Source organism: Rhodoluna limnophila, assembly GCF_005845365.1.
Lineage (GTDB): Bacteria > Actinomycetota > Actinomycetes > Actinomycetales > Microbacteriaceae > Rhodoluna > Rhodoluna limnophila.
Genome location: NZ_CP040509.1, coordinates 1,259,602 through 1,284,205 on the forward strand (window position 1 = coordinate 1,259,602; position 24,604 = coordinate 1,284,205).

The 24,604-nt window shown below is 56.0% G+C and carries 22 protein-coding genes; 13 read left to right on the forward strand and 9 right to left on the reverse strand.

Annotated elements, in window-relative coordinates; translation table 11 throughout:
- Positions 1–34 precede the first annotated feature (34 nt).
- The 5 genes from FFA38_RS06155 to FFA38_RS06175 are packed head-to-tail and all read left to right on the forward strand — an operon-like array spanning position 35 to position 3,627.
- Positions 35–898: a DMT family transporter gene (locus FFA38_RS06155; protein ID WP_138315882.1), complete on the forward strand. Its 864-nt coding sequence runs from the start codon at positions 35–37 to the stop codon at positions 896–898.
- Between the two features lie 45 nt (positions 899–943).
- Positions 944–2,593, forward strand: a complete 1,650-nt coding sequence (locus FFA38_RS06160) for a DHA2 family efflux MFS transporter permease subunit (RefSeq protein WP_138315883.1) — start codon at positions 944–946, stop codon at positions 2,591–2,593.
- A 2-nt stretch (positions 2,594–2,595) separates the two neighbouring features.
- A complete protein-coding gene (locus FFA38_RS06165) occupies positions 2,596–2,961 on the forward strand; it encodes a FluC/FEX family fluoride channel (RefSeq protein ID WP_138315884.1) in 366 nt (121 codons plus the stop codon).
- Positions 2,958–3,356, forward strand: coding sequence for a fluoride efflux transporter FluC (locus FFA38_RS06170; RefSeq protein ID WP_138315885.1), 399 nt, complete (start codon positions 2,958–2,960; stop codon positions 3,354–3,356). Before FFA38_RS06165 ends, FFA38_RS06170 begins: the two co-directional genes overlap by 4 nt.
- 43 nt (positions 3,357–3,399) lie before the next feature.
- Positions 3,400–3,627: a DUF3073 domain-containing protein gene (locus FFA38_RS06175; RefSeq protein ID WP_138315886.1), complete on the forward strand. Its 228-nt coding sequence runs from the start codon at positions 3,400–3,402 to the stop codon at positions 3,625–3,627.
- On the opposite strand, the gene FFA38_RS06180 is transcribed toward FFA38_RS06175, so the two are convergent.
- On the reverse strand, positions 3,624–4,109 hold the full coding sequence (locus FFA38_RS06180; RefSeq protein WP_138315887.1) for an RrF2 family transcriptional regulator: 486 nt from the start codon (positions 4,107–4,109) through the stop codon (positions 3,624–3,626). The two genes, FFA38_RS06175 and FFA38_RS06180, sit on opposite strands and share 4 nt — an antisense overlap.
- A 106-nt stretch (positions 4,110–4,215) precedes the next feature.
- Here FFA38_RS06180 and FFA38_RS06185 point away from each other — a divergent pair, with 106 nt between their 5' ends.
- From FFA38_RS06185 to FFA38_RS06195, 3 genes are read left to right on the forward strand one after another with little or no spacing between them, the layout of a single operon-like run.
- Positions 4,216–5,298, forward strand: a complete 1,083-nt coding sequence (locus FFA38_RS06185; RefSeq protein ID WP_138315888.1) for an ABC transporter substrate-binding protein — start codon at positions 4,216–4,218, stop codon at positions 5,296–5,298.
- Positions 5,298–6,053: an ABC transporter ATP-binding protein gene (locus FFA38_RS06190; protein ID WP_138275885.1), complete on the forward strand. Its 756-nt coding sequence runs from the start codon at positions 5,298–5,300 to the stop codon at positions 6,051–6,053. Before FFA38_RS06185 ends, FFA38_RS06190 begins: the two co-directional genes overlap by 1 nt.
- The gene (locus FFA38_RS06195) at positions 6,046–6,951 is read left to right on the forward strand and encodes an ABC transporter permease (RefSeq protein ID WP_138315889.1); all 906 of its coding nucleotides are present in this window, start codon (positions 6,046–6,048) and stop codon (positions 6,949–6,951) included. The genes FFA38_RS06190 and FFA38_RS06195 overlap by 8 nt, the downstream gene beginning before the upstream one ends.
- Before the next feature lie 17 nt (positions 6,952–6,968).
- On the opposite strand, the gene FFA38_RS06200 is transcribed toward FFA38_RS06195, so the two are convergent.
- Genes FFA38_RS06200 through FFA38_RS06225 form a run of 6 tightly spaced genes read right to left on the reverse strand, consistent with a single transcriptional unit; the run spans position 6,969 to position 14,231 of the window.
- Positions 6,969–8,327 carry an FAD-dependent oxidoreductase gene (locus FFA38_RS06200; RefSeq protein ID WP_138315890.1) on the reverse strand — a complete coding sequence of 453 codons (1,359 nt, stop codon included), beginning with the start codon at positions 8,325–8,327 and terminating at the stop codon, positions 6,969–6,971.
- On the reverse strand, positions 8,320–9,537 hold the full coding sequence (gene cobA / locus FFA38_RS06205) for a uroporphyrinogen-III C-methyltransferase (protein WP_138315891.1): 1,218 nt from the start codon (positions 9,535–9,537) through the stop codon (positions 8,320–8,322). Before cobA ends, FFA38_RS06200 begins: the two co-directional genes overlap by 8 nt.
- Positions 9,534–10,874 (reverse strand): sulfate adenylyltransferase subunit 1, encoded by a 1,341-nt coding sequence (locus FFA38_RS06210; protein ID WP_138315892.1) that lies wholly within the window; start codon positions 10,872–10,874, stop codon positions 9,534–9,536. The genes cobA and FFA38_RS06210 overlap by 4 nt, the downstream gene beginning before the upstream one ends.
- Positions 10,874–11,788: a sulfate adenylyltransferase subunit CysD gene (gene cysD / locus FFA38_RS06215; RefSeq protein WP_246030940.1), complete on the reverse strand. Its 915-nt coding sequence runs from the start codon at positions 11,786–11,788 to the stop codon at positions 10,874–10,876. Before cysD ends, FFA38_RS06210 begins: the two co-directional genes overlap by 1 nt.
- A complete protein-coding gene (locus FFA38_RS06220) occupies positions 11,785–12,522 on the reverse strand; it encodes a phosphoadenylyl-sulfate reductase (RefSeq protein ID WP_138315893.1) in 738 nt (245 codons plus the stop codon). Before FFA38_RS06220 ends, cysD begins: the two co-directional genes overlap by 4 nt.
- Positions 12,519–14,231 (reverse strand): nitrite/sulfite reductase, encoded by a 1,713-nt coding sequence (locus FFA38_RS06225; protein ID WP_138315894.1) that lies wholly within the window; start codon positions 14,229–14,231, stop codon positions 12,519–12,521. Before FFA38_RS06225 ends, FFA38_RS06220 begins: the two co-directional genes overlap by 4 nt.
- A gap of 192 nt (positions 14,232–14,423) precedes the next feature.
- Here FFA38_RS06225 and FFA38_RS06230 point away from each other — a divergent pair, with 192 nt between their 5' ends.
- The 5 genes from FFA38_RS06230 to FFA38_RS06250 all read left to right on the forward strand — a co-directional run bounded on the left by FFA38_RS06230 (position 14,424) and on the right by FFA38_RS06250 (position 21,915).
- On the forward strand, positions 14,424–15,209 hold the full coding sequence (locus tag FFA38_RS06230) for a sirohydrochlorin chelatase (RefSeq protein ID WP_138315895.1): 786 nt from the start codon (positions 14,424–14,426) through the stop codon (positions 15,207–15,209).
- A 95-nt stretch (positions 15,210–15,304) separates the two neighbouring features.
- A complete protein-coding gene (locus tag FFA38_RS06235) occupies positions 15,305–18,148 on the forward strand; it encodes an InlB B-repeat-containing protein (protein ID WP_138315896.1) in 2,844 nt (947 codons plus the stop codon).
- Positions 18,149–18,291: 143 nt separating this feature from the next.
- Positions 18,292–19,323, forward strand: coding sequence for an iron ABC transporter substrate-binding protein (locus tag FFA38_RS06240; RefSeq protein ID WP_138315897.1), 1,032 nt, complete (start codon positions 18,292–18,294; stop codon positions 19,321–19,323).
- A 52-nt stretch (positions 19,324–19,375) separates the two neighbouring features.
- A complete protein-coding gene (locus FFA38_RS06245; protein ID WP_138315898.1) occupies positions 19,376–20,887 on the forward strand; it encodes an ABC transporter permease in 1,512 nt (503 codons plus the stop codon).
- A complete protein-coding gene (locus FFA38_RS06250) occupies positions 20,887–21,915 on the forward strand; it encodes an ABC transporter ATP-binding protein (RefSeq protein ID WP_253786163.1) in 1,029 nt (342 codons plus the stop codon). The genes FFA38_RS06245 and FFA38_RS06250 overlap by 1 nt, the downstream gene beginning before the upstream one ends.
- On the opposite strand, the gene purM is transcribed toward FFA38_RS06250, so the two are convergent.
- Together purM and purF are read right to left on the reverse strand one after the other, a co-directional pair.
- Entirely contained in the window at positions 21,912–23,027 is a 1,116-nt protein-coding gene (gene purM, locus FFA38_RS06255; protein ID WP_138275897.1) for a phosphoribosylformylglycinamidine cyclo-ligase, read from the reverse strand. The genes FFA38_RS06250 and purM overlap by 4 nt on opposite strands.
- Positions 23,020–24,567 carry an amidophosphoribosyltransferase gene (purF, locus tag FFA38_RS06260; protein ID WP_172956025.1) on the reverse strand — a complete coding sequence of 516 codons (1,548 nt, stop codon included), beginning with the start codon at positions 24,565–24,567 and terminating at the stop codon, positions 23,020–23,022. Before purF ends, purM begins: the two co-directional genes overlap by 8 nt.
- Positions 24,568–24,604: the final 37 nt, after the last annotated feature.

Below are 24,604 nucleotides of genomic sequence, written 5' to 3' on the forward strand. Positions count from 1 at the left end.
CGGCGAGCGCGCCGGCAATCACTAGGCTTTAGGCGTGACCACAATCATCCTGGGCTTTGCGACCTCTTTGGTCTATGGCTTTGCCGACTTTTTTGGCGCGCTGGCCAGCAAAAAAATCAAGCCGGTCACCGTCACGTTTTTAGCCGGTCTAGTGGGGCTGGGATTTGTTTCCGTCATGAGCCTGATATTCGGTGCCACCTTTAGCCCAGGTGCCTGGTTTTGGGGCATTGCCGCCGGAGTCGCGGCAGCCATCGGTATGACCGCCCTCTACGCAGCCCTGGCCATCGGCCCAATCTCAGTGGTCTCGCCCCTTTCAGCTGTGGTCTCGGCAATCGTGCCGATGATTGTTGGCTTCTTTCTTGGTGAGCGGTTCTCGCCGATTGGCTTCGGCGCAATTGCAGCAATTGTGGTGGCAGTTTTTCTAGTTGGATTCGTGCCGGGCGAGGATGTTAGGTTGCCATCCACGCGAGCACTAATTTTGGGAATCATCGCCGGCGTGGGCATCGGTGTGGTTTTGATCTGTGTGGACCAAGCCCCCGCAGACTCTGGCCTGGCCCCGGTGATTTTGCTCAGGGGAATGTCGGCAGCGATGCTTGGCATCTTTACCCTGACCGCTTTTATGCGGGCTCGCGGGGTTAAACAAGAAAAGCGCGAACCGATACCGGCCAAGTATTGGATTTCGGTAGCCCTGGCCGGCATTTTTGATGCCAGCGCCAACATCTTCTTTCTGACCGGTATGCGACTTGGCTCACTAACTGTGGTGAGCGTTTTGACCGCACTCTACCCACTCGGAACCATCATTCTGGCCCGCATCTTTTTGAAAGAGCGGCTGGCCAAGACCCAGCAACTGGGCATCATGATTGCCCTGCTATCCAGCGCAATTTTGGCCGTAGCGTAGGGCAAGCCGACTCAATCGTCGTGGGGCTCGGGTAGCCTAGGCACTATGCAAAAAACCCGTAACCGTTGGATCGGTCTTGTCTTTATTTCTTTGGCCATCTCTCTGGTTATCATCGACGGAACAATCGTCAACACCATTTTTCCGAGCATCATCGAAGACCTTGGCCTCACCTCTACCGAGGTTCAGTGGGTTCAAGAAAGCTACGTTCTAGTTTTTGCATCACTGCTTTTGGTATGGGGTTCACTGGCCGACCGCATTGGTCGCCGCAAAGTTTTGGTTATCGGTTTGGTCATCTTTGTTCTGGCATCGGTCTGGGCAGGTTTTAGCCAAGATGCAGCCCAGATGATCATGGCCCGCGTGGCCCAAGGTGTCGGTGGAGCCATGGTGCTCCCGACCACCCTGTCACTGGTCAACGCAAACTTTCAGGGTCGCGAGCGCGGCATTGCCTTTGCCGTTTGGGGTTCAACTATCGGTGGAATGGTGGCCGTTGGGCCGGTACTTGGCGGTTGGCTGGCTACCGATTTTGACTGGCGCTGGGCGTTCAACATAAACCTGCCACTTGGGCTAATTGTTATTGCCGGCTTGCTCTTCTGGATTCGCGAATCCAAACAAGAGCATCGCGAAGGTGGCATTGACTACGTCGGTGCAGGTATCTCAGTAGTGATGTTTGCCACCCTGGTTTTTGGTCTAATCGAGGGCCGTGTCTATGGCTGGTGGCAGGCCAGCACCGCCAATGTTTTCACCATCGGTGATTTCAGTTGGCCAACCGAAGGGCTTTCAATCATTCCGGTTTCACTAGGAATCTCGTTGGTCTTCTTTGTTCTCTTTGCCCTTTGGGAGAAGGCTCGTGAGCGCGCGCACAAGAATGTACTGCTTGACCTTGACCTATTTAAAATCGGCAGCTTCAGAAACGGCTCGATTGCCGCACTGATTATTTCGATGGGCGAGTTCGGTCTACTTTTTGCAATTCCACTGTGGCTTCAGAACGTACTTGGCCTAAGCGCAATTTCATCTGGATTGGTTCTGCTTTGGCTTGCCGGCGGCTCATTCCTGGCTTCGGGAATCGGCGGAGCGATGAGCGGCAAGCTCTCGGCCACCAACGCGGTGCGCATCGGTGTTGCTCTTGAGCTAATTGGTATTGCCGGCATTGCCTTGTTCGGAACCATCGAGGGTGGCTGGCTGTCAGTAGCCGCTTGGTTGATGATTTACGGAATGGGAATTGGTCTGGCTACCGCCCAACTGACCGGTGTGATCATGGTTGATGTTCCAAACGAAAAAATTGGTCAGGCTTCTGGCTCGCAGAGCACGGTTCGCCAAATTGGTTCAGCGCTGGGCATTGCAGTTTTGGGCACCATTCTGTTCACCTCAACTCAGGTGGCCAGCGAGCAAAACCTGCGCGAGGTTCCGTTGATTGCGTCGATCGATGCTGCCGCGCAGACCGAGCTGGTTGAAGGACTGACCAACCAGGTGGTGGATTCTGCCGGTGCGGCACTGCCTTACGTTGAGGCCGGAATGATTCAAGCCGGGTTGCCGCCTCAGGCCGCCGCCGATATTCAAGCGGCCGCAAACCAGGGCTTCACCACCGGAGTTCAGGCGACCGGTTGGGCTGCTGCCGGATTTATGGCACTCGGATTTGCTTCAACCTTTGCAATGGGAACCAAGCGCCGCAAAGAATCGACTGAGACCAAGAGCTAATTGTGAAACCGACAATCCGAGTTATTTGGCTGACCTTTATGGGTGGCACGATTGGCACGCTCGCGCGATTCTTCATCGGTGATGTGTCGGGCCAACTTATGGGCCTGGTTCTGGTGAATACGCTTGGCGCCGCTGCGCTGGGCTGGTTCAATGGCGACAAACGTTTTGATACCGCAGAGCAAAAAGCGTTTTGGGCTGTTGGTTTGGCTGGCGGTTTTACCACCATGAGCGGGCTGGCGTCGATGATCGTAACTTGGCAGACCGTGCTGGGCTGGGTGGTTTTTGCCTGGGCCCTTGCGCTCTTTGCATCGGGGTTGGCTTCTTACTTTTTGGCATACTCAATTGCTCGTGATCGGGGTGCCGAATGAGCTACCTAAGCCCCTGGATTATTGCGCTGGTTGGAGTTGCCGGCGGTGTTGGTGCGGTTCTAAGGCTGTTTGCGGCTCAGTGGAACGCCAAGCTGCCTTGGGGTATTTTGGCCGCGAACGTTTTGGCCTCAGGCGTGGTTGGTTTTACGGCTAACTTTTTTGCCGTTGAAGTAGCGGCCGATTCCGACTTGATGCTCTGGGCCTCGATTGGCGCGGTTGTGGTGGTTGGGTTTGCCGGAGGGCTATCAACCTTTAGCTCTTACGCTGCGCAAACCGTTGAATTTTTCAGACGGGGCCGAATTGCTCAGGGACTTATCAACACCGCACTTAATCTGCTGATTACTCCACTTGCTGTTTGGTTAGGGGCATTGGCCGCTTTGGCCCTGCTAAAATAGGGGCAGGTTTTCTCTCTCCCACACACGTTAGGGGGGTCTCGTCATGGGGCGTGGCCGTCAAAAAGCTAAGCACACCAAGGTGGCTCGCGAGCTAAAGTACTTTAGCCCGAACACCGACTTGACCGCGCTTGAAAAAGAAATCGGTCACATTCCGCCAGCCAACACTGGCTTTGCTGGCGACTCTGAGCCTGAATATGAAGACAAGTGGGCAGACCTTTACGCAGACGATTCTGACGAAGATTCAGAAGAAGCCGAAGAAGACCGCCGCTAATTAGTTTCGTAGCCCGGTCGACTTACCCAGGCATCGGGCTGGTTTAGCAGCTGCGACATTTCAGGGCCAAACTTGCCTGATACTACATCTGACAACGAGACGTTCTCAAGAACAGATCGAAGCGCAACACGAACTCCGACCCAAACATCTTGCAAGTGGGTTGCCGAACCTGTGTAAGTGACGTTTTCTGGGCGCAAACCTCGCACCGCGGCCAATGGGCCATCAAGCACACGGATAACCTCGGCCAAGCTGATTTTCTCAGGACTGCGGCTTAGTCGATAACCGCCAACGGCTCCGCGCTGGCTGATGATGAACCCGGCGTGACGCAGCTCGGTCAGGATTCCCTCGAGAAACTTGATCGGGATGGATTGCGATTTGGCAATGGCGTCACCCTTGACCAATCCGGTTGGGTCGGCGGCGTAAGACTCGGCTAAGAAGAGCAGCGCTCTCATTCCGTAGTCAACCTTTGCCGATACCTGCATGCCTCTATCCAATCAGGTTTTGGGCTCTGAAACATTACGTCACGAACGGGCAGCAAAAGAAATCTCGGGCTAATCTCTACAAAAGCACTAGAGAAAGTAGTAATTGATGCGCAAGCGTAACCGGCAACGTAAAAAGTTAGGTCAGCTTGCCGGCGCTATCTTGGCAGTCATTGCTATTGGTTCGGCTCTGTTCTCAGCTATCCCAACCTCAAACCCAGAAGCCGAAAATTCAGAGTTTCCGTCGGTGATTCGCATCGGCTACTTTGCCAACATCACTCACGCATCGGCACTTATTGCCGTGCAGGAGCAATACTTCGAGAAGTACCTGCCTGACACCGAGATTCAATACTTTGTGTTTCCGTCAGGTTCTGCGGCCGTCGAGGCATTCAAGGGTGGCGCTCTCGACATCAGCTACGTTGGCCCAAACCCAGCCATCAACGGATTTGTAACCACCAACGGAAGCCTCCTCAGAATTGTGTCTGGGGCAACTTCTGGTGGCGCGCAATTTGTAGTTCAGCCGGGCATTACCGAGGCCAACCTAGCCGGCAAGAACTTTGCCACCCCTGGCCTGGGCGGCACCCAAGATGTTGCGCTGCGCAGCTACCTCAGTGACAAGGGCTTGACCTTTGATGTGGGCGGCGATGTTGCGATTACACCTTCGGACAACGCGGCCACACTATCGCTGTTTCAAAAGGGTGACATCGATGGCGCTTGGGTGCCTGAGCCTTGGGCTTCAAGATTGGTACTCGAGGGCGGCGGCAAAGTCTTGGTCAACGAGGCAGACCTTTGGGAGAATGGCGCCTTTGCCACCACGCTAATTGCCGCAACTTCGAGCTTCAGCGCTGAGTATCCGGCAGCGGTCGAAGCGGTACTCGAGGCCAACCTCGATGCCCTGCAGCTGATTGAAAACGCGCCCGAAGAGGCCAAGTTGCTAAGCCAAGAAGAAATTGCCCGCCAGACCGGAAAGACCCTGCCGATTGAAACCTTGAACCGAGCCTGGGGCAACCTCAAATTTGGCTACGACCCGCTGGCTTTGACTCTGCAAAAAAGTGCCGATGACGCCGTAAAAGTGGACATGCTGAAACTTGGCAGCACCGGGCTAAAGGGCATTTACGATCTTCTACCGCTAAACAATTTGGTGGCCCGCCGAGGGCTGCCGACCGCAGACGCTGCTGGGTTAGGAAGCTAATGAGCGAACCAATTCTAAAGATCCGCAACCTCACCAAGAGGTTTAGTCAGAATGGCCCGGTGGTCATAGACGACTTCAACCTTGACCTGCACGAAGGCGAGTTTGTCTCACTAGTGGGTGCATCTGGTTGCGGTAAATCAACCCTGCTCAACATTTTGACCGGCCTGGACTCCCCGACCTCGGGCACCATCGAATCAAAATACGCCGCCAGCCTGATGTTTCAGGAGCACGCGCTGCTACCTTGGTTGACCGCCGGAGAAAACATCGAGCTGGCGCTAAAGCTAAGCGATGCGCCTGAAGTGAAAAAACTTGACGCTGATGGTCGCGAGGCTCGGGCTCAGGAACTTCTGGAATTGGTTCACTTGCCACACGCATTCGACCTCAGACCACACGAACTCTCGGGTGGCATGCGCCAGCGCGTTGCAATTGCCCGCGCGCTTGCACAGGGCCGCAAAGTTTTGCTGATGGACGAGCCCTTTGCAGCACTCGATGCCATCACCCGCGACTTTCTGCACGACGAGTTAATTCGAATCTGGCAAGAGACCGGCCTGGCCGTAATTTTTGTTACCCACAACGTGCGCGAGGCTGTTCGCCTTGGTCAGCGCGTAATTCTGATGAGCTCAAAGCCTGGCCGCATCATCCGCGAATGGCCGATTAAGTACGCCCAGCCAAGACGCATCGAGTCAAACACTGTGGCGCAAATTTCTGCAGTGATCACCGATGAACTTCGTAAGGAGATTCGCCGCCATGCCTAATTTTGAACACATCGATATCGACATCGAGCTAGAAGAAAAACAGCGCAAAGCCGACCTTGCGGCAATGTCTGCTGGACTCGATGCCCTCGAGACCAACACCAGTCAAAAGGGCGGCCGCCGCAAGCGTCTACTCAAGGCATTTGCCCCACTGGTTGCCGTGGCCATTGTTTTTGTAATTTGGGAAATTGCGGTTTTGCTGAAGTTGCAGCCGGACTACATTTTGCCGTCACCGGCCCAGGTACTTGCCTCACTGGTTGACCAGGCGCAACAGGGGCTGCTGTTTCCTTCAGCACTCAACAGCCTTCGTCGCGGTGTTCAGGGCTTTGCAATTTCACTCGTGATTGCCCTGCCGATTGGCCTTGCCTTGGGTCTAAACCCAACGCTTCGCGCCATTGCCCGCCCACTGCTTACCGGCTTGCAGCAACTGCCATCGGTGGCTTGGGTGCCGGCAGCAATCATCTGGTTTGGGCTATCAGACGCCACTATTTTTGCCGTGGTCCTGCTTGGCGCTGTTCCATCCATCGCCAACGGCCTCATCTCAGGTATCGATCAGATTCCACCGATTTACCTGCGTGCCGGCAAGGTTTTGGGCGCCAAGGGCTTCAACAGCATCTACCACATCGTCATCCCGGGCGCATGGCCGGGCTTCTTGGGTGGTCTTGAACAGGGATGGGCTTTTGCCTGGCGTTCACTGATGGCCGCAGAGTTGATTGCCATTGCGCCATCACTAGGACCTGGCCTGGGACTAATGCTCGACACCGGTCGCCAGCTTGGTGACATGTCTTTGGTGCTCGGCTCAATCATCACGATCATGGCCGTGGGTGTTTTGATCGAACGTCTGGTGTTTGCACCGGTTCGCCAGCGAACCCTGCGTAACCGCGGACTTATCGGCCGCTAGGCGCTAGGAATTAGGCGCTAGGCGTTTGAGACGCGCACCTGCTCTTCGCGGTCAACAACCTTTACGCGCTCACGCTCTACGTGTGAGGTGTCAGCTGCACCCAAGGCAATCTCGTGGTCGTTGAGCTTTAGCCAACCTACCCAGGTGGTGTAATCCACGCCGCGGGCCTTTAGCTCAGCCAAGACGGCATCGGTGTCAGCAACCGCTGGGTCAACCAACTTGTCAACGTCAGCAACCAAGTTTTCGATGGTCTCAGTCGCGTCACTCTTGGTGTGGCCAATTAGACCAACCGGGCCACGCTTGATCCAGCCGGTAGCGTAGAGGCCTTCAACCTGTGAACCATCTTCGTCGACAACGCGGCCGCCCTGGTTACGAATCACGCCATACTTGTCGTCGAATGGAACCTCTGGCAGCTCGCTACCGAAGTATCCGATGGCACGGTAAATTGCCTGAACCGGGAACTCAACAAACTGGCCGGTTCCGTGAACCGAAGAACCGTCTGGGTTCAGCTCGGTGCGCTCAAACTTGATGCCTTCAACTTTGTCGGTGCCAAGAATTTCAACTGGGCTCGAGAAGAAGTGCAGGTGCAAGCGGCGGCTGGCGCCCTTTGGCTCTTCTTCGCGCCAACCTTCGATGATTCGCGCCATGACCTTGTGCTGGTTGGTGACACCCTCAGCGTCCTCGTCGAACCAGCCCTCAGGAAAGTCCTCGTCGTAAAGCACTAGGTCAACATCTTCAAGTTCGCCTAGTTCGCGAAGCTCAATCGGGGTGAATTTAATTTGAGCTGGACCGCGGCGACCAAACACGTGAACATCGGTGACCGGTGAAGCCTTTAGGCCTTCATAAACGTTGGCCGGAATATCAGTTGACAGCATGTCATCAGCGTGCTTTGCCAATACGCGAGCTACGTCAAGGGCCACGTTTCCGTTACCCAAAACTGCAACCTGCTTGGCGTTTAGCGGCCAGGTGCGCGGGAAGTCAGGGTGGCCGTCGTACCAAGAAACAAAGTCAGCTGCACCGTATGAACCCTCAAGGTCAACACCAGGGATGTTTAGGGTTGCGTCTTTGATGGCACCGGTGGCAAAAATCACTGCGTGGTAGTGCTTGCGAATGTCTTCGAGCTTGAGGTCTTTGCCAAACTCAACGTTTCCGAAGAATCGAATCACACCAGAGTCGAGCATCTCGTGCAATGAGTTGACGATGCCCTTGATGCGCGGGTGGTCAGGTGCAACGCCGTAGCGAATCAAGCCGTAAGGCGCAGGCAGCGAGTCGAATAGATCGATGTTCACATCTGGGTATTTGCTGGCCAAGATGTTGCCAGCGTAGATACCTGCCGGGCCGGCGCCGATGATCGCTACGCGAAGGTGCTTACTCATTTGATTCCTCTTCTTTGTTTCTCTCGTTCACAACATCACCGATCACAATCACTGCAGGTGCTTTCACACCGATTTCTGCGGCAACCTTGGCAACTTCACCAAGTGTGGATCGGGTAATTCTTTGGCCCTGGCCGTAGCCATCTTCGATGATGGCAATTGGGCAATCTGCGCCGCGGGAACCCGCAGCTAGGTTTGCCGCGCTTTCAGCCAGCGAGGCAACACCCATCAATATCACCACAGTGTGGTCGCGCCCACCGGTGATTTCGCTAACGGCAATGTGGCCGGTAATCACGGTGAACGAAGTTGACACCCCGCGATGGGTTACTGGAATGCCCGCCAGGGCAGGAACAGCGATGGCGCTGCTGACACCTGGCACGACTTCAACCTCAACGCCGTTTGCCACGCAAAAGTCAAGCTCTTCGCCACCGCGACCAAAAACGTATGGATCGCCGCCCTTGAGCCGAACCACGCGCTTGCCGAGTTTGGCCTGGTCAACCAGAATTTGATTGATCTGATCCTGTGGAACCGGGTGATTGCTTGGGCCTTTACCAACATCGATTACCTCAACGCCTGGGTGCAGGTGTTGCAACAGGGCACGTGGGCCAAGGCGGTCGGTCACCACCACATCGGCTGCATAAAGAAGGCGTTGGCCACGAACCGTGATTAAGTCTTCGGCACCCGGGCCGCCACCAACCAAGGCAACAGTGCCAGCCAGCTTCTCTTGGGCCTTGCGCACCGCGGCGGTTGGCAGTTTGCCCTCGGTAAGTTGATCTTGAATGGCATCGCGCAGTGCCATGCCTCGGCGGGGGTCGCCGCCGCCAAAAGCGGCCACGGTCACGCCGTCAAACCGGGCAACTGCCGGCACCCAAGCGGTTGACTTTTCAGCCTCGGCAGCATTGACCGAAATAATCTGATGCGCCTCGGCCTCTTGGGTTACCGCTGCGTCAACTTCGGCAACGCCGGTTGCTGTCTGAACCAACCATGCACCGGCTAGGTCGCCGCTCTCGAAACCACGCTGGTGCCAGGTGATGCTTCCCTCTGCCGCAAGGTCAGCCAAATCGGCTGTTGCCTCAAGCGAAATTAGGGTCACCGAAGCGCCCGCGGCCAATAGGCCGTGGACTCGACGGGTGCCCACTTTTCCTCCGCCAATCACAACGACCTTTCGGCCGGCAATGCGGAGTCCCAGTGGGTAAAGCTCGGACTGGGTCATATTGAGAAGTTGACCAGTTCCAAATTGGTGTGGATACCAGCACCGAGGGTGGCGCCATCCTGAGGCTGAATAATCAAGAAAGCACCGGCACGGCGGTTATCGCGGTAATCATCAAAAGGCAGCGCTGCAGCCAGCTTGATCATTACGTGAGCAATGTCGTTGACTTCAATTTTGTCGGCTGGGTCAATTGCCAAAGTGTCTAGGTTGCGGCGGCCGATCACCTGAGAGATAACTGCCTGAACCGTTGAGGTACCGGTCTTGACCAAAACTCGAGCACCTGGCTCAACCGAGCGCGGGTCAAGCCAAAAGACCTCAGCCTCAATCAAGTTGACTGACTCTGGCAAGGTGTTTGAAGCACCGATAACTGCACCGCGGGCAACATCAAACTCTTCTGCCAATCGCAGGTTGACCGACTGCGGAGCAAAGGCCTGATCTACGCTCTTGCCGGCAATGTCGATGCCAACCACCTTGGTCTTGTAGTTACCTGGGACGATTTCTACCGAGTCACCAACCTTGACCACACCTGAAGAAATTTGCCCGGCATACCCGCGGTAGTCACGGAATTCATCGGTGTCTACGCTTGGGGCCAAACCGCCCTGCGGACGAATTACCAACTGAACCGGAAAGCGGAATGCCTCATTTTCAGACTCAAGCTCATCGATGGCCGGAAGCTGCTCGAGCAACTCAATCAGGGTTGGACCGCTGTACCAAGGAGTCTTGGTTGAGCGCTCAACTACGTTGTCACCCTCAAGGGCTGAAACCGGAATTACGTGCACCTGATCGAGTCTCATGCCGTTGGTCAAACGGCTGAGGTCGGTCACGATGTCGTTGTAAACCTGCTCGCTGAAGTCAACCAGGTCAATCTTGTTCACGGCAACAATCACGTTTGGCACGCGCAACAGTGCAACCACCGATAGGTGGCGGCGGGTCTGCTCGAGCACACCCTTGCGGGCATCGATCAAAACCACAACGGCATCGGCAGTTGCGGCACCGGTAACCATGTTGCGGGTGTACTGCACGTGACCGGGGCAGTCGGCCAAAATGAATGAGCGCTCGCTGGTCGAGAAGTATCGGTAAGCAACATCGATGGTGATGCCCTGCTCACGCTCAGCACGAAGACCATCGGTTAGCAGCGCTAGGTCAAGACCTCCGGCCTCGCCACCAAAACCGCGTTCGGCCGAGGTGCGGGCAACCGCTTCAAGCTGGTCAACCAAAACAGCCTTGCTGTCGTGCAGCAAACGGCCAACCAAAGTTGATTTGCCATCGTCTACCGAACCGGCAGTGGCAAAGCGCAGCAGGGTTCTGGTCTGCGCCAAAGTCTGTGTGATTTCCGGCATTAGAAGTAGCCTTCCTTCTTGCGGTCTTCCATTGCCGCTTCTGAAATTCGGTCATCGGCACGGGTAGCACCGCGCTCGGTCAAAGTTGAAGCCGCAACCTCAAGCACCACATCTGAGATGGTGCGGGCAGGCGACTCAACGGCACCGGTGCAGCTCATGTCGCCAACGGTGCGGTAGCGGACCAAGCGGGTCTCAACGACCTCATCTGGAGTTGGCTCAGACACTGGGCCAACCGCACGCCACATGCCGTCACGCTGATAAACCTCGCGCTCGTGCGCGTAATAAAGCGGTGGCAACTCAATGCCCTCGCGCTCGATGTAGCGCCAGATGTCTAGCTCGGTCCAGTTAGAAATCGGAAATGCGCGAACGTGCTGACCAGGTAGGTGCCGACCGTTGTAGAGATTCCAAAGTTCTGGTCTCTGGTTGCGAGGGTCCCACTGGCCAAACTCATCGCGCAAGCTGATGATGCGCTCTTTGGCACGGGCCTTGTCTTCATCGCGGCGAGCGCCACCGAAAACTGCATCGTGCTTGCCAGCAGCAATTGCATCAAGCAACGGCAGTGTCTGCAGCGGGTTACGCGTGCCATCCGGGCGCTCTTGCAGCACACCACGGTCAATGTAATCCTGAACGCTGGCTACCTCTAGGCGCAGGCCAAGCTTTTCTACCGTGCGGTCACGAAACTCGATGACCTCGGGAAAGTTGTGGCCGGTGTCAACGTGCAGAACCGGAAAAGGAACCTTGCCTGGCCAAAACGCTTTGGTGGCCAGGTGCAAAACAACAACTGAGTCCTTGCCGCCAGAGAACAAAAGCACTGGGCGTTCAAATTCAGCAACCACTTCACGGATGATGTGGATCGACTCACTCTCGAGCGTGTCTAAGAGGTCTAGTCGGTGATCAGAGAGCTTCTGACTCATATGTGCAACCCACATTCAGTCTTGTTGGCGCCGGCCCAGCGGCCAGAGCGAGGGTCTTCACCCTCAGCAACTGGCTTGGTGCAAGGCTCGCAGCCGATTGATGGATATCCGTTTGAAAGCAATAGGTTGACCGGAACTTTGTTCTCGGTGGCGTAGTCGATTAGCTGGTCAAAAGTCCAAGCAGCCAGCGGGTTTACTTTGACCAACCCGTTCTTTTCGTCCCACACCAAAAGCGGGGTGTTGGCGCGGGTCGGGGCTTCGTCGCGGCGAACTCCGGTGAACCACAAATCATAGTTCTTAAGGCTGTTGTGCAGCGGGTCAACCTTGCGCATTTGGCAGCACAGGTTTGGGTCGCGTGAATAGAGCTTTTCGCCAAACTCGGCATCTTGCTCAGCCACGGTCTGCTTTGGCTTTACATCAACCACACGGATAGGCAGTGCGCGAGCAACCTCGTTGCGAGTTACAACAGTCTCGGCAAAGTGGTACCCGGTGTCGAGAAACAAGACATCGACGTTTGGAATTTGCAACGAAACAATGTGCGGCAAAACCGAGTCGGCCATTGAGCAAGCTACTGCGATTGAGTCGGCGGCAAAGTGCTTTGCCACCCAGGCAATAACCTGCTCGGCAGTGGCCTCGGTGCCCGAAGCCGCGATGGCCTCAAACTCGGCATTGCCCTGACCGACTAATTCTTTAAGCTCGTCGACGCTGCGGCGTTGTTCGGTAGTCAAACTCATTGCAGTGCCTCTTCTTCTGCGCGGTGTGCCCATTCGGCAAAGGTTTCACCCTCGGCTGCGTCTTCGTCGTAGCGGCGAACCACTCGCTCAACGTAGCTGTCTAGGTTTGCAGCGGTGACCTTGAGGCCGCGAACGGTGCGGCCAAGGCCAGCTTCTTCGCGATCCTTCGATGCCAAACCGCCTCCGAGGTGCACCTGGAATCCAGGCTCCATGCCACCGTTGCCATCTGGCAACAGCTGACCCTTTAGTCCAATGTCAGCAATCTGAATGCGAGCACAAGAGTTTGGGCAGCCGTTGATGTGCAGGCTGATTGGTCGCTCAAGCTTTACGTCAGCCAAGGTCTTTTCTAGAGTGTGAACAGCCTTAGTTGCGGTGTTCTTGGTGTCAACAATTGCCAACTTGCAGTACTCAATACCGGTGCAGGCAATGGTCGCGCGTCTGAAATCACTTGGGCGAGCAGCCAGACCAATCTCATCTAGCTCGACAATGATTGCCTCAACATCCTTTTCTTCGATGTCAAGCAAAACCAACTTTTGGTGAGCAGTGGTGCGCAAACGGGTTGAGCCGTACTTCTCAAGCAGGTCAGCGAGCTGGCCCAAGATGGTGCCAGAAACGCGGCCAACCACCGGGGTCACACCAATGTAGAACTTGCCGTCCTTCTGCTTGTGAACACCGATGTGGTCGCCGATGCCCTTGGCCATCGGAATCGATGGGCCGTCAGGTAGCGGAGCATCTAGGTACTCAGTCTCAAGAATTTGGCGGAACTTTTCTGGACCCCAATCGGCCAGCAAGAACTTCAAGCGGGCCTTGTTGCGCATGCGGCGGAAACCGTAGTCGCGGAACAGCGAGCAAACGCCGTACCAAACATCGGCTACGCGGTCTGGCGAAACCCAAACGCCAAGGCGCTCGGCAAGGCGCGGTGCGGTAGACAAACCACCACCCACCCAAAGGTCAAAGCCAACACCAAATTCAGGGTGCTCGACCGCCACAAAGGCAAGGTCGTTGATTTCGTGAACCACATCTTGGCTTGGGTGGCCGGTAATGGCTGACTTGAATTTGCGAGGCAGGTTAGCTAGCTCTGGGTCACCGATGTACTTTTTGACGATGTCACGGATGATCGGCGTTGCATCGATAAGTTCATCGGCAGCAATGCCAGCAACCGGTGAGCCGAGAATGATTCGGGGAACGTCACCACAGGCTTCGGTGGTCTCAAGACCAACAGCCTCGAGGCGCTTCCAGATTTCAGGGACGTTTTCGACTTCGATCCAGTGCAACTGAAAGTTCTGACGGTCGGTGACGTCTGCGGTGTCGCGCCCAAAGTCACGACTAATGCCTGCGATTACCCGAAGCTGCTCGGTGGTCAGCTGACCCGAGTCAATGCGGACACGAAGCATGAAGTACTTGTCTTCAAGCTCGTGTGCCTCAAGCTGAGCGGTGCGGCCGCCGTCAATGCCCGGCTTGCGCTGGGTGTAAAGCCCCCACCAGCGGAATCGGCCGTGAAGGTCGGTCTCATCGATCGAGTCAAAACCCTCTTTTGAGTAAACCTGTTCGATGCGGTCACGCACCGAAAGGCCGCCGTCCTGCTGCTTCCACTGCTCGTTCTCGTTCAGTGGCTCAGTGCCGTCTACCTTCCACTGACCATTCGAGCGCCCCTCGCGCGGTGGTCTAGCTGCAGCGTGGGTGCCGCTTGCCGGTGTGTTTTCACTCATCGAAATTCCTTAAAAAATGGGTTTGTCAATCCCCCTGACTTCTCCAACTTTAGGGCTTGCAATATTTCTGGCTGAAACATTCTGTAATAACCAACTTCCGCGCCACAGAGCCAAAGTAGCCTCATTACACGAACGGTAATTCCTACCATTTGAGTAGACTAAGCGGAACCCCTTTTAGGCACTGAGGACACCATGTCAACTTTGATTGCAGCGTCACACGGCACCGATAACACCGATGGCGCCGCCGCAATTTCGGCGCTGGTTTCTGAGGTACAAAAAGTGCTGCCGGACATCGGTGTTTATGAAGCTTTTGTGGATGTTCAAGAACCGGATGTACCGGCCGTTTTAGCTGCTGCCGGCAGTGCCGAACCCGCTATTGTTGTGCCACTGCTTTTGGCCACCGGGTACCACGTGCGTAAGGACATTGCCGATGCCACTTTTGCAGCCGGGAGCCACACCCAGATCACCCCGGCGTTAGGGCCTGACGAGCGCCTGGTAGAGGTTTTGGTTGAGCGGCTTGAGCAGGTGGGTCACCAATCTGATGATCTTGTAATTCTGACCGTTGCCGGTTCGAGTGACTCACGCGCGCAAGCTGAAAGCCAGTTGGTGCAACTGATGCTCGAGGCGGCGCTTGGCAAAAAGATTGAGCTAGCGTTTTTGTCGGCCGCCGAGCCAAAACTCAAAGACCTGGTTCCAAAGCTCAAGTTTCAAAACCCTCGCAAACGCGTGGTGGTTGCCACCTACCTCTTGGCCGAGGGCTACTTTGCCGGCGTTGCAAAAAAGGCCGGAGCGCATTTGGCAACTGATCCCCTGCTGGTCAACGGTGCCCCGGTTCCGCAGCAACTGGTCGAGATTATCGTTGACCGCTTTATGGCCGCCACAGATGCAGCAAACCCAAGGACCACCGGCTGCCTCAGCGGGCTTCGCGGTGAACCTTGGGTAGGTTGTGCTGCTGGTTGTGCCAGTGCTTGCCGCTAAGTAACTTTTCCTAAAGGGTCCATTTCAAAATAAGTTCCTTCATACACACGTATGAGATTTCCTGGCACCAAACTCAGCGAGATTAGCCTTCGGCTATGTCTAAAAAGTTCCGGAATTCAGCCGCCGCGCTAATCACAGCTCTTCTCACACTAAGTCCATTGGTGGAGGTGCCGGCTACCGCTGCAATTGACCCAAACTGTCCGGTGACTATCACCAAGACCAGTGGAGCTTTGGCTGCTGATGATGTGGACGTTTTTATATCAGGCAACTACTGCGTGGCCCAGTTCAAGTCCGTAGCGTCATATGACTTTGTTGTGCCTGAGAACACTGCATCTGTTGACTATCTTGTGGTTGGCGGAGGCGGAGGCGGTGCGTCCGGCGGTGGAGGTGCCGGCGGTGTGCTTCAAGGCACAAATTACTCGGTTACTCCTGGTTCAAGCCTTGCCGTAAGCGTTGGCGCCGGCGGTGCCGGCGGTTCTGGCGGGTTGCGAAACACAGACGCACCGGGCGGCAAGGGTGGTTCATCAAACTTTGGATCAATCAGTGCGGCTGGCGGCGGTGGCGGTGCTGCAGCCGGTCAGGCTTCGGCTACTGCGGCTGATGGCGCTTCGGGTGGCGGCTCGCGGTTTGACTGCACTCGCAACCCATGCGAGCGCTGGGGAAGCCTAGGTTATGCAGGTAAGGGAATTGCCGGTCAAGGCAATAACGGCGGATACGGAACCTACTCGGATTACGGCGCAGCCGGTGGCGGTGGCGGTGCTGGTGGAGCCGGATTCAACACCACCCGCAGACACATCGGTGGCAACGGCGGAGTTGGAATTGCCTCAAGCATTACCGGAACCGAAACCTACTATGGCGGTGGCGGCGGCGGCGGCATCAACTCGAACTCCTCCAACTACTACGGTGTAGATGCCGATGGTGTCTTGTATTCAAGCAATGACCCCCTGACCACCGGTGGCGGCCAGGGTGGACTTGGCGGCGGTGGCCGCGGTAGCTCCTTCGGCTTCAGCGGAGATTCATCTCATCCCAACTTTGGAGTCAAGGCCAATGCCACAGCCGGCCTGCCAAACACCGGCGGCGGCGGTGGCGGAGTAGACCCTGAGGACACCGGCGGAAAACCTGGCGGTTCGGGTGTTGTAATTGTGCGCTGGTTGGCAGACGGCAGCGTTAAGACCGTGACCTTTTCGTCTAACTTTGGAACCCCGACACTGCAAACTCAGCGAGTTGGCAACAACGTGACCACCCCGCTGAAGGCAGCTACGTTTAGTCGAACGGGCTATACATTTACGGGTTGGAACACCGAGGCCAATGGTGCAGGAACTTCTTTTGCAAACCTAGCCAACATCACCACCGACACCAACTTCACCCTCTATGCACAATGGCGCACCGGTGTCACTCACACAGTCACGTTTGATGCAAATGGCGGCACTGGATCGATGGCGCCCCAGTCTTCTGGAACCGAAGCGAAACTGAACAAAAACGCTTTCTCCAAATCGAATTTTGAATTCACCGGCTGGAACACAGCGGCCGACGGCACTGGCTTTAGTTATGCCGACGAAAGCAAATATCCATTTGTAGCCGGATCAACTCTTTACGCTCAATGGCGGGCAGTCGTAGTCAACTACAAAGCAACTTTCTATGGAAACGGTGCAACCGGAGGAACCACTCCGACCCAGCTGGCATCTGCCCAAACCGCACTCTCACTAAACGGCTTCACCCGCACGGGCTACAGCTTTTTAGGCTGGAACACCACCTACAGCGCAACTACGGCGCAGTATCTCGATGGGCAGACTTACGCCTTTGGTGCTGATGTTGATCTGTACGCCATCTGGGTAGTCAAGGCCAACCGAGACCTCATCTTCAACGGAAACGGTGCAACCGGGGGCGCAACAGCAACCCAAACGGCACAGGAAAACACGCAGGTGAACCCAAACGGGTTTAGCCGAGACGGTTACACATTCAGGCACTGGAACACGGCAGCTGACGGCACCGGAGTTAGCTACCAGGGCAATTATGTTTACAGTTTTGCGGCGGGACTTACCCTCTATGCAATCTGGGGTCAGAACTACTCGGTGACCTACAACAGCAACGGCGCTGATTCGGGCAGCGCGCCTGCAAGCCAAAACAGCTATGTTGGCTCAACCGGAATAACAGCTGCACTGAATGCCGCGAATCTGGCAAAAACTGGCATGCGCCTGGTCGGCTGGAACACCGCCGCCAACGGCTCAGGAACACCGATCGCTCTGGGTGCAATCAATCAAAAGTTCACCGCCGACACAACTCTTTACGCGCAGTGGGAATCGGCTGTTTACGCTGTGGTTTACTCGGGTAACGGTGCTGTAGCCGGCTCAGAACCTAGCGTTGCAACGGTTCCGGCAACCTCGGCCCAAATCGTAATCGCCGATAATTCAGGCGGGCTATCGCTCGACGGTCATGATTTTGATGGCTGGAACACTGAGCCGGATGGAACGGGCGTGACATACGAACCAGCGCAAACTGCAGTGGTCACGAACGACACCGTGTTGTTTGCTAGCTGGAAAACTGCCTCGACTGGAGGCGGCGGCAACACTGGAGTTGATCCGACACCATCGCCAAGCCCAAGTGCGAGTGCGAATACTGGCGGCAACCCGACCACACGCGCAATTGTTATCTCCGGCTTTGCCGGCGGTTCAGATCAATTGACTACTCAGATGAAGCAACGCATCAAAGCGTTCATCAAAAAGTACCCGACCTACACCAAGATCAAAGTGACCGGATACACCACGGGCCCAACCGTTCTGCGCGCTGACTACGGATTATCAAAGCGGCGAGCTCTAAACACTAAGTCGGTGCTGACAAATTATTTGGGCACAAACCAGCGGGTCACCAAAGTTATGTCTCGCCAAGACACCGGCTTTGGCGGCCACCTGAGGCGAATCAAGATTGTTTTGACCAACTAGGTAAGCACATTCGGCGCTTACTGGCTCGGTGAAAAATCAACCCTTGTAATTTTAGTTAGGGTACCCTAAGTTTGTTTTAGGCCACCTGGTCTGAACAACAGACGGCTGGAATAACCATCCAGTCCGCAACTGAAGGAAACTAATTGAATAACACCCTAAAGCGTGGGCTGAAGATCAGCGCCGCCGCCATCGCAGCTATCACAGCAGTAACCGCCCTTACCGGTTGCGCCAAAGAGAGCACCCCAACCCCAACCGCCGAGTCAATCACCATTTACTCTGGCCGTTCAGAAGACCTTATTGCCCCGCTGCTCGAGGCATTTACCGAAGAAACCGGCATCGAAATTGAAGTTCGCTACGCCGGCTCAGCCGAACTTGCCGCACAGATCCTCGAAGAGGGCAGCAACGTTCAGGCAGATGTATTTTTCTCACAGGATGCCGGTGCGCTTGGTGCGCTAACCGAGGCCGGACTTTTCAAGACCCTTGAATCAGACATCACCGATTTGGTAGATGCCAAGTACCGCGCTGCCGACAACACCTGGGTTGGTGTTTCGGGTCGTAGCCGCGTGCTTTCATACAACCCAGAACTAATCGATGCAGCTAACCTGCCGACCTCTATCTTTGACCTTGCCGACCCAGCCTGGAAGGGCAAGATCGGCATCGCTCCAAGCAACGCTTCGTTCCAGTCGTTCGTTACCGCAATGCGCGTAATTGAGGGTGAAGCTGCAACCACCGAGTGGCTAACCGCCATGAAAGAAAACGCCGTAATTTTTGAAAAGAACGGCCAGATTCTTGAGGCTGTTGAGGCTGGCGAAATTACTGCCGGTCTAATCAACCACTACTACTGGTTCGAGCGCGCAGCCGAAGTTGGCGAAGAAAACATGAAGTCTGAGATGGCTTGGTTTGAAGCCGGCGATGTTGGCAACCTAGTCAACGTTGCGGGTGTTGGAGTGCTTAGCGACAACGCTGCGGCAGTTACGTTTGCCAATTGGTTGCTTGGCGAGACCGCACAGACCTTCTTTGTTGAGAAGACCTCGGAGTACTCACTGACCGGCATTCCAGCTCAGGCATGGTTGCCCGCTCTCGACACCATTGCCAGCCCAGAAATCGACTTGAGCGCTTTGGCCCCACTGGCCGAGACCCTTGAGCTGATTCGCAACGCAGGCCTGACCGACTAGGTACAAACTGAAAAACTCACTACGCCAACAACCGCCAGCCCTCATTTGGGGGTTGGCGGTTGTTGCCGTATCAGCGTCAATCGCGCCGCTGGTCTATCTTTACGTTCGGCTCTCCGAGTTCGGCATCGATAAGGTCTTGGCCCAAACCCTGCGCGCCCGCAGCTTTGAACTCCTGGGCAACTCGGTCCTGCTGACCCTTGCCGTTGCGATCACCGCAATATCAATCGGCAGTTTCCAGGCCTGGCTCACAGTGCGCACCTCCATCCCTGGCCGCAGCGCATTCGCGGTATTGGCCGCCTTGCCTCTGGCCATGCCAAGCTATGTTTCGGCCTACGCTTTTGCCGCCCTGATGCCAGATTTCAAAGGCTTTTGGGCTGCGTGGCTGGTGCTCACCATCGGCACCGCACCGTATGTCTACCTAGCGGTTTCGGCGGCGCTGGTGCGCAGTGATGCAGCCACCGAAGAAGTTGCCCGCTCACTCGGCCTTGGCCGTTGGCGCGTCTTTACCAAGGTCACTTGGCCGTCAATTCGCCCAGCCGCAATCTCGGGTGCAATGCTGTCAGCCCTTTACACACTCAGTGACTTTGGCGCCGTTTCAATTCTTAGCTTCGATACTTTTACTCGCGCAATCTACAACGCCTACCGCTCCAGCTTTGACCGCTCGGCGGCAGCCAGCTTGGCGGCCATCCTGGTGGCAATCACGATTGTGCTTCTGGTTGCCGAGCCTTGGCTGCGCGGCAAAATTGTGCCGACCGACTCACGGGTTCGCAAAACTTCACTGATTCACCTTGGTTGGTTTGCCCCAATCGCAGCGACCGCTGCACTGACTTGGGCGGCCCTGGGTATTTTGGTGCCGACCATCAGTTTGGTGCGCTGGAACCTAGTCGGTCTCTCGCAGGCCGATGCCGGCGAGCTTGGCCGGGCCCTAATTAACTCAATTAGCTACGCATTGGCCGGCGGTTTGGTCGCGGCTATTTTCGGCATCGCGGTGTCGGTACTGGTCGTGCGCTTCCGCTCAAAAATCACCATTGGGCTTGACCGAACCATCTGGCTCACCCACGCGGTGCCGGGCATCGTGGTTGCACTTTCATTGGTATTCATCAGCAACCGCCTGGTGCCCCAGCTTTACCAAACCAGCGCGCTCGTGATTATTGCCTACCTGATTTTGTTTTTGCCAAACGCCGTGGCCGCTATGCAAACACCGATTAGCCAGGCGCCGAAGGCCTTGGATGAAGTGGCGGCCAGCCTAGGAGCCACACGTCTTGAAACCCTGAAGCGCGTGGTGATTCCGATTGCCGGACCGGGAATCTTGGCCGGTGCCGCGCTGGTTGCACTATCGGTGCTGAAAGAATTGCCGGCTACTTTGATGCTGCGTGAGACCGGGGTAGAAACCCTGGCCACCAGGCTATGGAATGAGACCTCAGTTTCATCTTTCGCAGCGGCCGCACCCTATGCACTAATTTTGGTATTGGTTGCCGGAATTCCGGCTTGGTTGCTGAACCGTCAGGTGCGCCAATCAATGTTCAACCAGGTTGACCTTGATCGAAGACTGGAGCGTGAGTAGTGCCAATTGCACTTCAGCTGCGTTCGGTCAGCAAAAAATTTGGTGGTCAAACCGTTCTAAATGGGCTCAATCTTGAGGTTGCCGATCACGAGTTCATCGCAGTTCTTGGCAGCAGCGGTTCGGGCAAAACCACTCTGCTACGACTGATTACCGGCTTTGAATCTCCAGATTCTGGCGAAATTGAAATCGGTGGCCGCCAGGTTGCCGGCTCGGGCAAATTTGTTCCGGCCGAGCAGCGCCGCGTAGGTTTTGTACCTCAAGATGCAGCGCTTTTTCCGCACCTATCGGTCAGTGAAAACATCGATTTTGGCTTGCGTGATCTTGCTAAGAGTCTCCGTGCTGCCCGGGTAGCCGAGCTATTGAAGTTGGTCGACCTAGTTGGTTTTGAATCGCGAATGCCACACGAGTTATCGGGTGGGCAGCGTCACCGCGTTGCGCTGGCCCGGGCCCTGGCCCCAAACCCAGATTTGATTTTGCTTGATGAGCCTTTTTCGGCGCTAGATGCAGAGCTTCGCGGGCGTTTGCGCGACGACGTGCGCCATGTTTTGCGCACCACCGGCACCACCGCAATTTTGGTTACCCACGATCAAGAAGAAGCTTTGTCGATGGCCGACCGCGTTGCCGTGCTGCGCGACGGCGAGTTTGCTCAGGTCGGTAACCCTCGCGAGATTTACCAAGCGCCGGCCGACATCGAAATGGCTACCTTCTTGGGTGACTCGGTAGTTATCGATGGCGTTGTTGAAGGCGGCAAGGTTGTCACTGCTGTTGGCTCACTAACCCCGCTTAACAAAGTGGTTGAGGGTGCGCGAGGCCGGGTTGCAATTAGGCCAGAGAGTTTTTACCTGCAGCCAGACGCCAAGGGCACCGGCGAGGTAGTTGGGCGCCAGTATTTTGGGCACGATGCCCTGGTTGAGGTGCGCTTGCCGAGTGTGTTGATTCGTGCTCGCGCCAACGGACCGTTTGCTCCAGAAATCGGAATGCGCGTGACCGTTTGGGTTCGCGGTTCAGTGAACTTTTACGCCAACTAGTTGTATTCGCCAACTAGGCGAACTGCGCCACCGTCAACACCCTTGGCACCCTGAACATAGGTTGATAGGTCTGCCGGTGCGGCCTCGATCTCGCCGAGGTTCCAGGTGTGAACACCAAGTTTGGTCAGGGTTGCTGCAACTTCGTCAGCCTTGTCAGCCTCAACAACCACAGCCTGGCCGAGGCCAAGGTTCCAGGTGCCCTCAACTGACTCAAGGCTAAATCCGCCCCAGCCAGCAAGAACCTGGAAGACATCCTGTGGAGTCCAAGTTGCGCGGTGAACATCAAGGGCAACACCCTGTGGCAGAACGCGGGCAATGTTTGCCGCAATTCCTCCACCGGTGATGTGGCTCATTGCGTGCACGGCTGAACCAAGCTCACTCTCGAGCAGTGTGTTCAGAACACCGGTGTAAAGCGCGGTTGGTTCAAGCAGCTTTTCGCCAAGGCTGATGCCCGGAAACTCTGCAACGTTGTCCTTGTAGTCAAAACCTTTGTCTCGGATGATCTTGCGCACCAACGAGTAACCGTTTGAGTGCAAGCCCGATGAAGCCATTCCCAGCACGACATCGCCAACGCGAACGTTCTGTGGGCCAAGAAGTTTGGCTGCGTCAACAACACCAACGGCAGCGCCGGCAACATCGTAGTCATCAACACCAAGTAGGCCCGGGTGCTCTGCGGTCTCGCCGCCTACTAGGGCCACACCAACGGCTGAACATGCCTCAGCAATACCGCGCACGATGTCGGCGATGCGCTCTGGCACAACCTTTCCGCACGCAATGTAGTCGGTCATGAACAGGCTCTTTGCGCCAACTACAACGATGTCGTCGACGACCATTCCGACCAGGTCTTGGCCGATGGTGTCGTGCTTATCGATTGCCTGGGCAATGGCAACTTTGGTCCCAACGCCGTCGGTCGAGGTTGCCAACAGTGGGCGGTCGTACGACTTGAGGAACGAGACGTCCATCATGCCGGCAAAGCCACCGAGGCCACCCATCACAAGGTCATTATGGGTTGCGCCAACGGCGCGCTTCATAAGTTCAACGGCTAGGTCGCCGGCTTCGGTATCAACACCTGATGCCGCGTAGGCGCTTGAGTGCCCGCCTGAGTTAGTCATTCAAAGTCTCCTGTTGCTCGCGCACCACGGCGTCGAGTTCGCTGTCTGGGCCCGGGTTGCAGGCGGCATCGTCGTTGCGCTCAAGCAGGTTTTTACCCAGGCGTTCAGCGGTCGGAAGTTCAATTGGGTACTTGCCGGTAAAGCAAGCGGTGCAAAGCTGGCTCTCTTGCTGACCGGTGGCATAAATCATGCCGTCTTTGGTCAGGTAGCCGAGTGAGTCAGCACCGATAGAGGTGCGCACATCGTCAACGCCAAGGCCGGTTGCAATCAGCTCGGCGCGGGTAGCAAAGTCAATGCCGTAGAAGCACGGCCAGGTGATCGGTGGTGATGAAATGCGCACGTGAATTTCGGCGGCACCGGCTTCGCGCAGCATTTGAACCAGTGCGCGCTGGGTGTTGCCGCGAACAATTGAGTCGTCAATAACCACGATGCGCTTGCCCGCGATGACCTCTTTTAGCGGGTTCAACTTGAGGCGGATACCGCGCTGGCGGATGGTCTGTGAAGGCTGAATAAAGGTGCGGCCAACGTAGGCGTTTTTGACCAGACCGTGACCGAATGGGATGCCTGATTCTTGTGAGAAGCCGATAGCCGCTGGGGTGCCGGATTCTGGGGTTGGAATTACTAGATCGGCTTCGACCGGGTATTCGCGAGCCAGCACTCGGCCCATCTCAACGCGGGCGTCGTAGACGTTTTTGCCGTTGATTGAGGTGTCTGGGCGGGCTAGGTAAACGTATTCAAATACGCAACCGGCACGCTTGGTCTCGGCAAAGCGGGTTGAGCGCAGGCCGTTTTCGTCGATGGCGATTAGCTCACCGGGTTCGATTTCACGAACAAAGCTTGCGCCGACAATGTCTAGGGCTGCGGTCTCTGATGCAACGACCCAACCGCGCTCGAGGCGGCCAAGTACTAGCGGGCGAACACCCTGAGGGTCGCGGGCTGCATACATCGTGGTTTCGTCCATGAAGACCAGGCAGAAGGCGCCCTTTACTTTTGGAAGAAGTTCTAGGGCGGTTGCTTCGAGAGTGTGGTCTAGGTCGCCGGCCATTAGGGCGGTGAGCACTGCGGTGTCGGTGGTGTTTCCGCCGGTGATCTCGTTGCTCTCTTGGTTTGGGTAGCGCTCTTTTAGAAGGTCAAGAAGGTCGGCGGTGTTGGTTAGGTTGCCGTTGTGAGCCAGGGCAATGGTGCCGGCTGAGGTGCGGCCAAGTGTTGGTTGGGCGTTACGCCAGTGGCTTGCGCCGGTGGTTGAGTAACGGTTGTGGCCCACTGCAATGTGGCCGACTAGCGACTCGAGAGCTGACTCTGAAAAGACCTGTGAAACCAAACCCATGTCTTTGTAGACCAAGATTTTTTTGCCGTCTGAGGTTGCAATACCGGCTGATTCTTGACCGCGGTGCTGAAGAGAGTAGAGGCCGAAGAAGGTTAGTTTTGCTACTTCTTCACCTGGCGCCCACACGCCGAATACGCCACATTGGTCTTGCGGTGACTTGTCGTCATTACTTACAGCAATGTCGAGATTCAGATTTCCGTCGCCACGAAGCAAGGCAGTTTCCTGTCGTTAGAGGTGGGCGTTTGCCTCT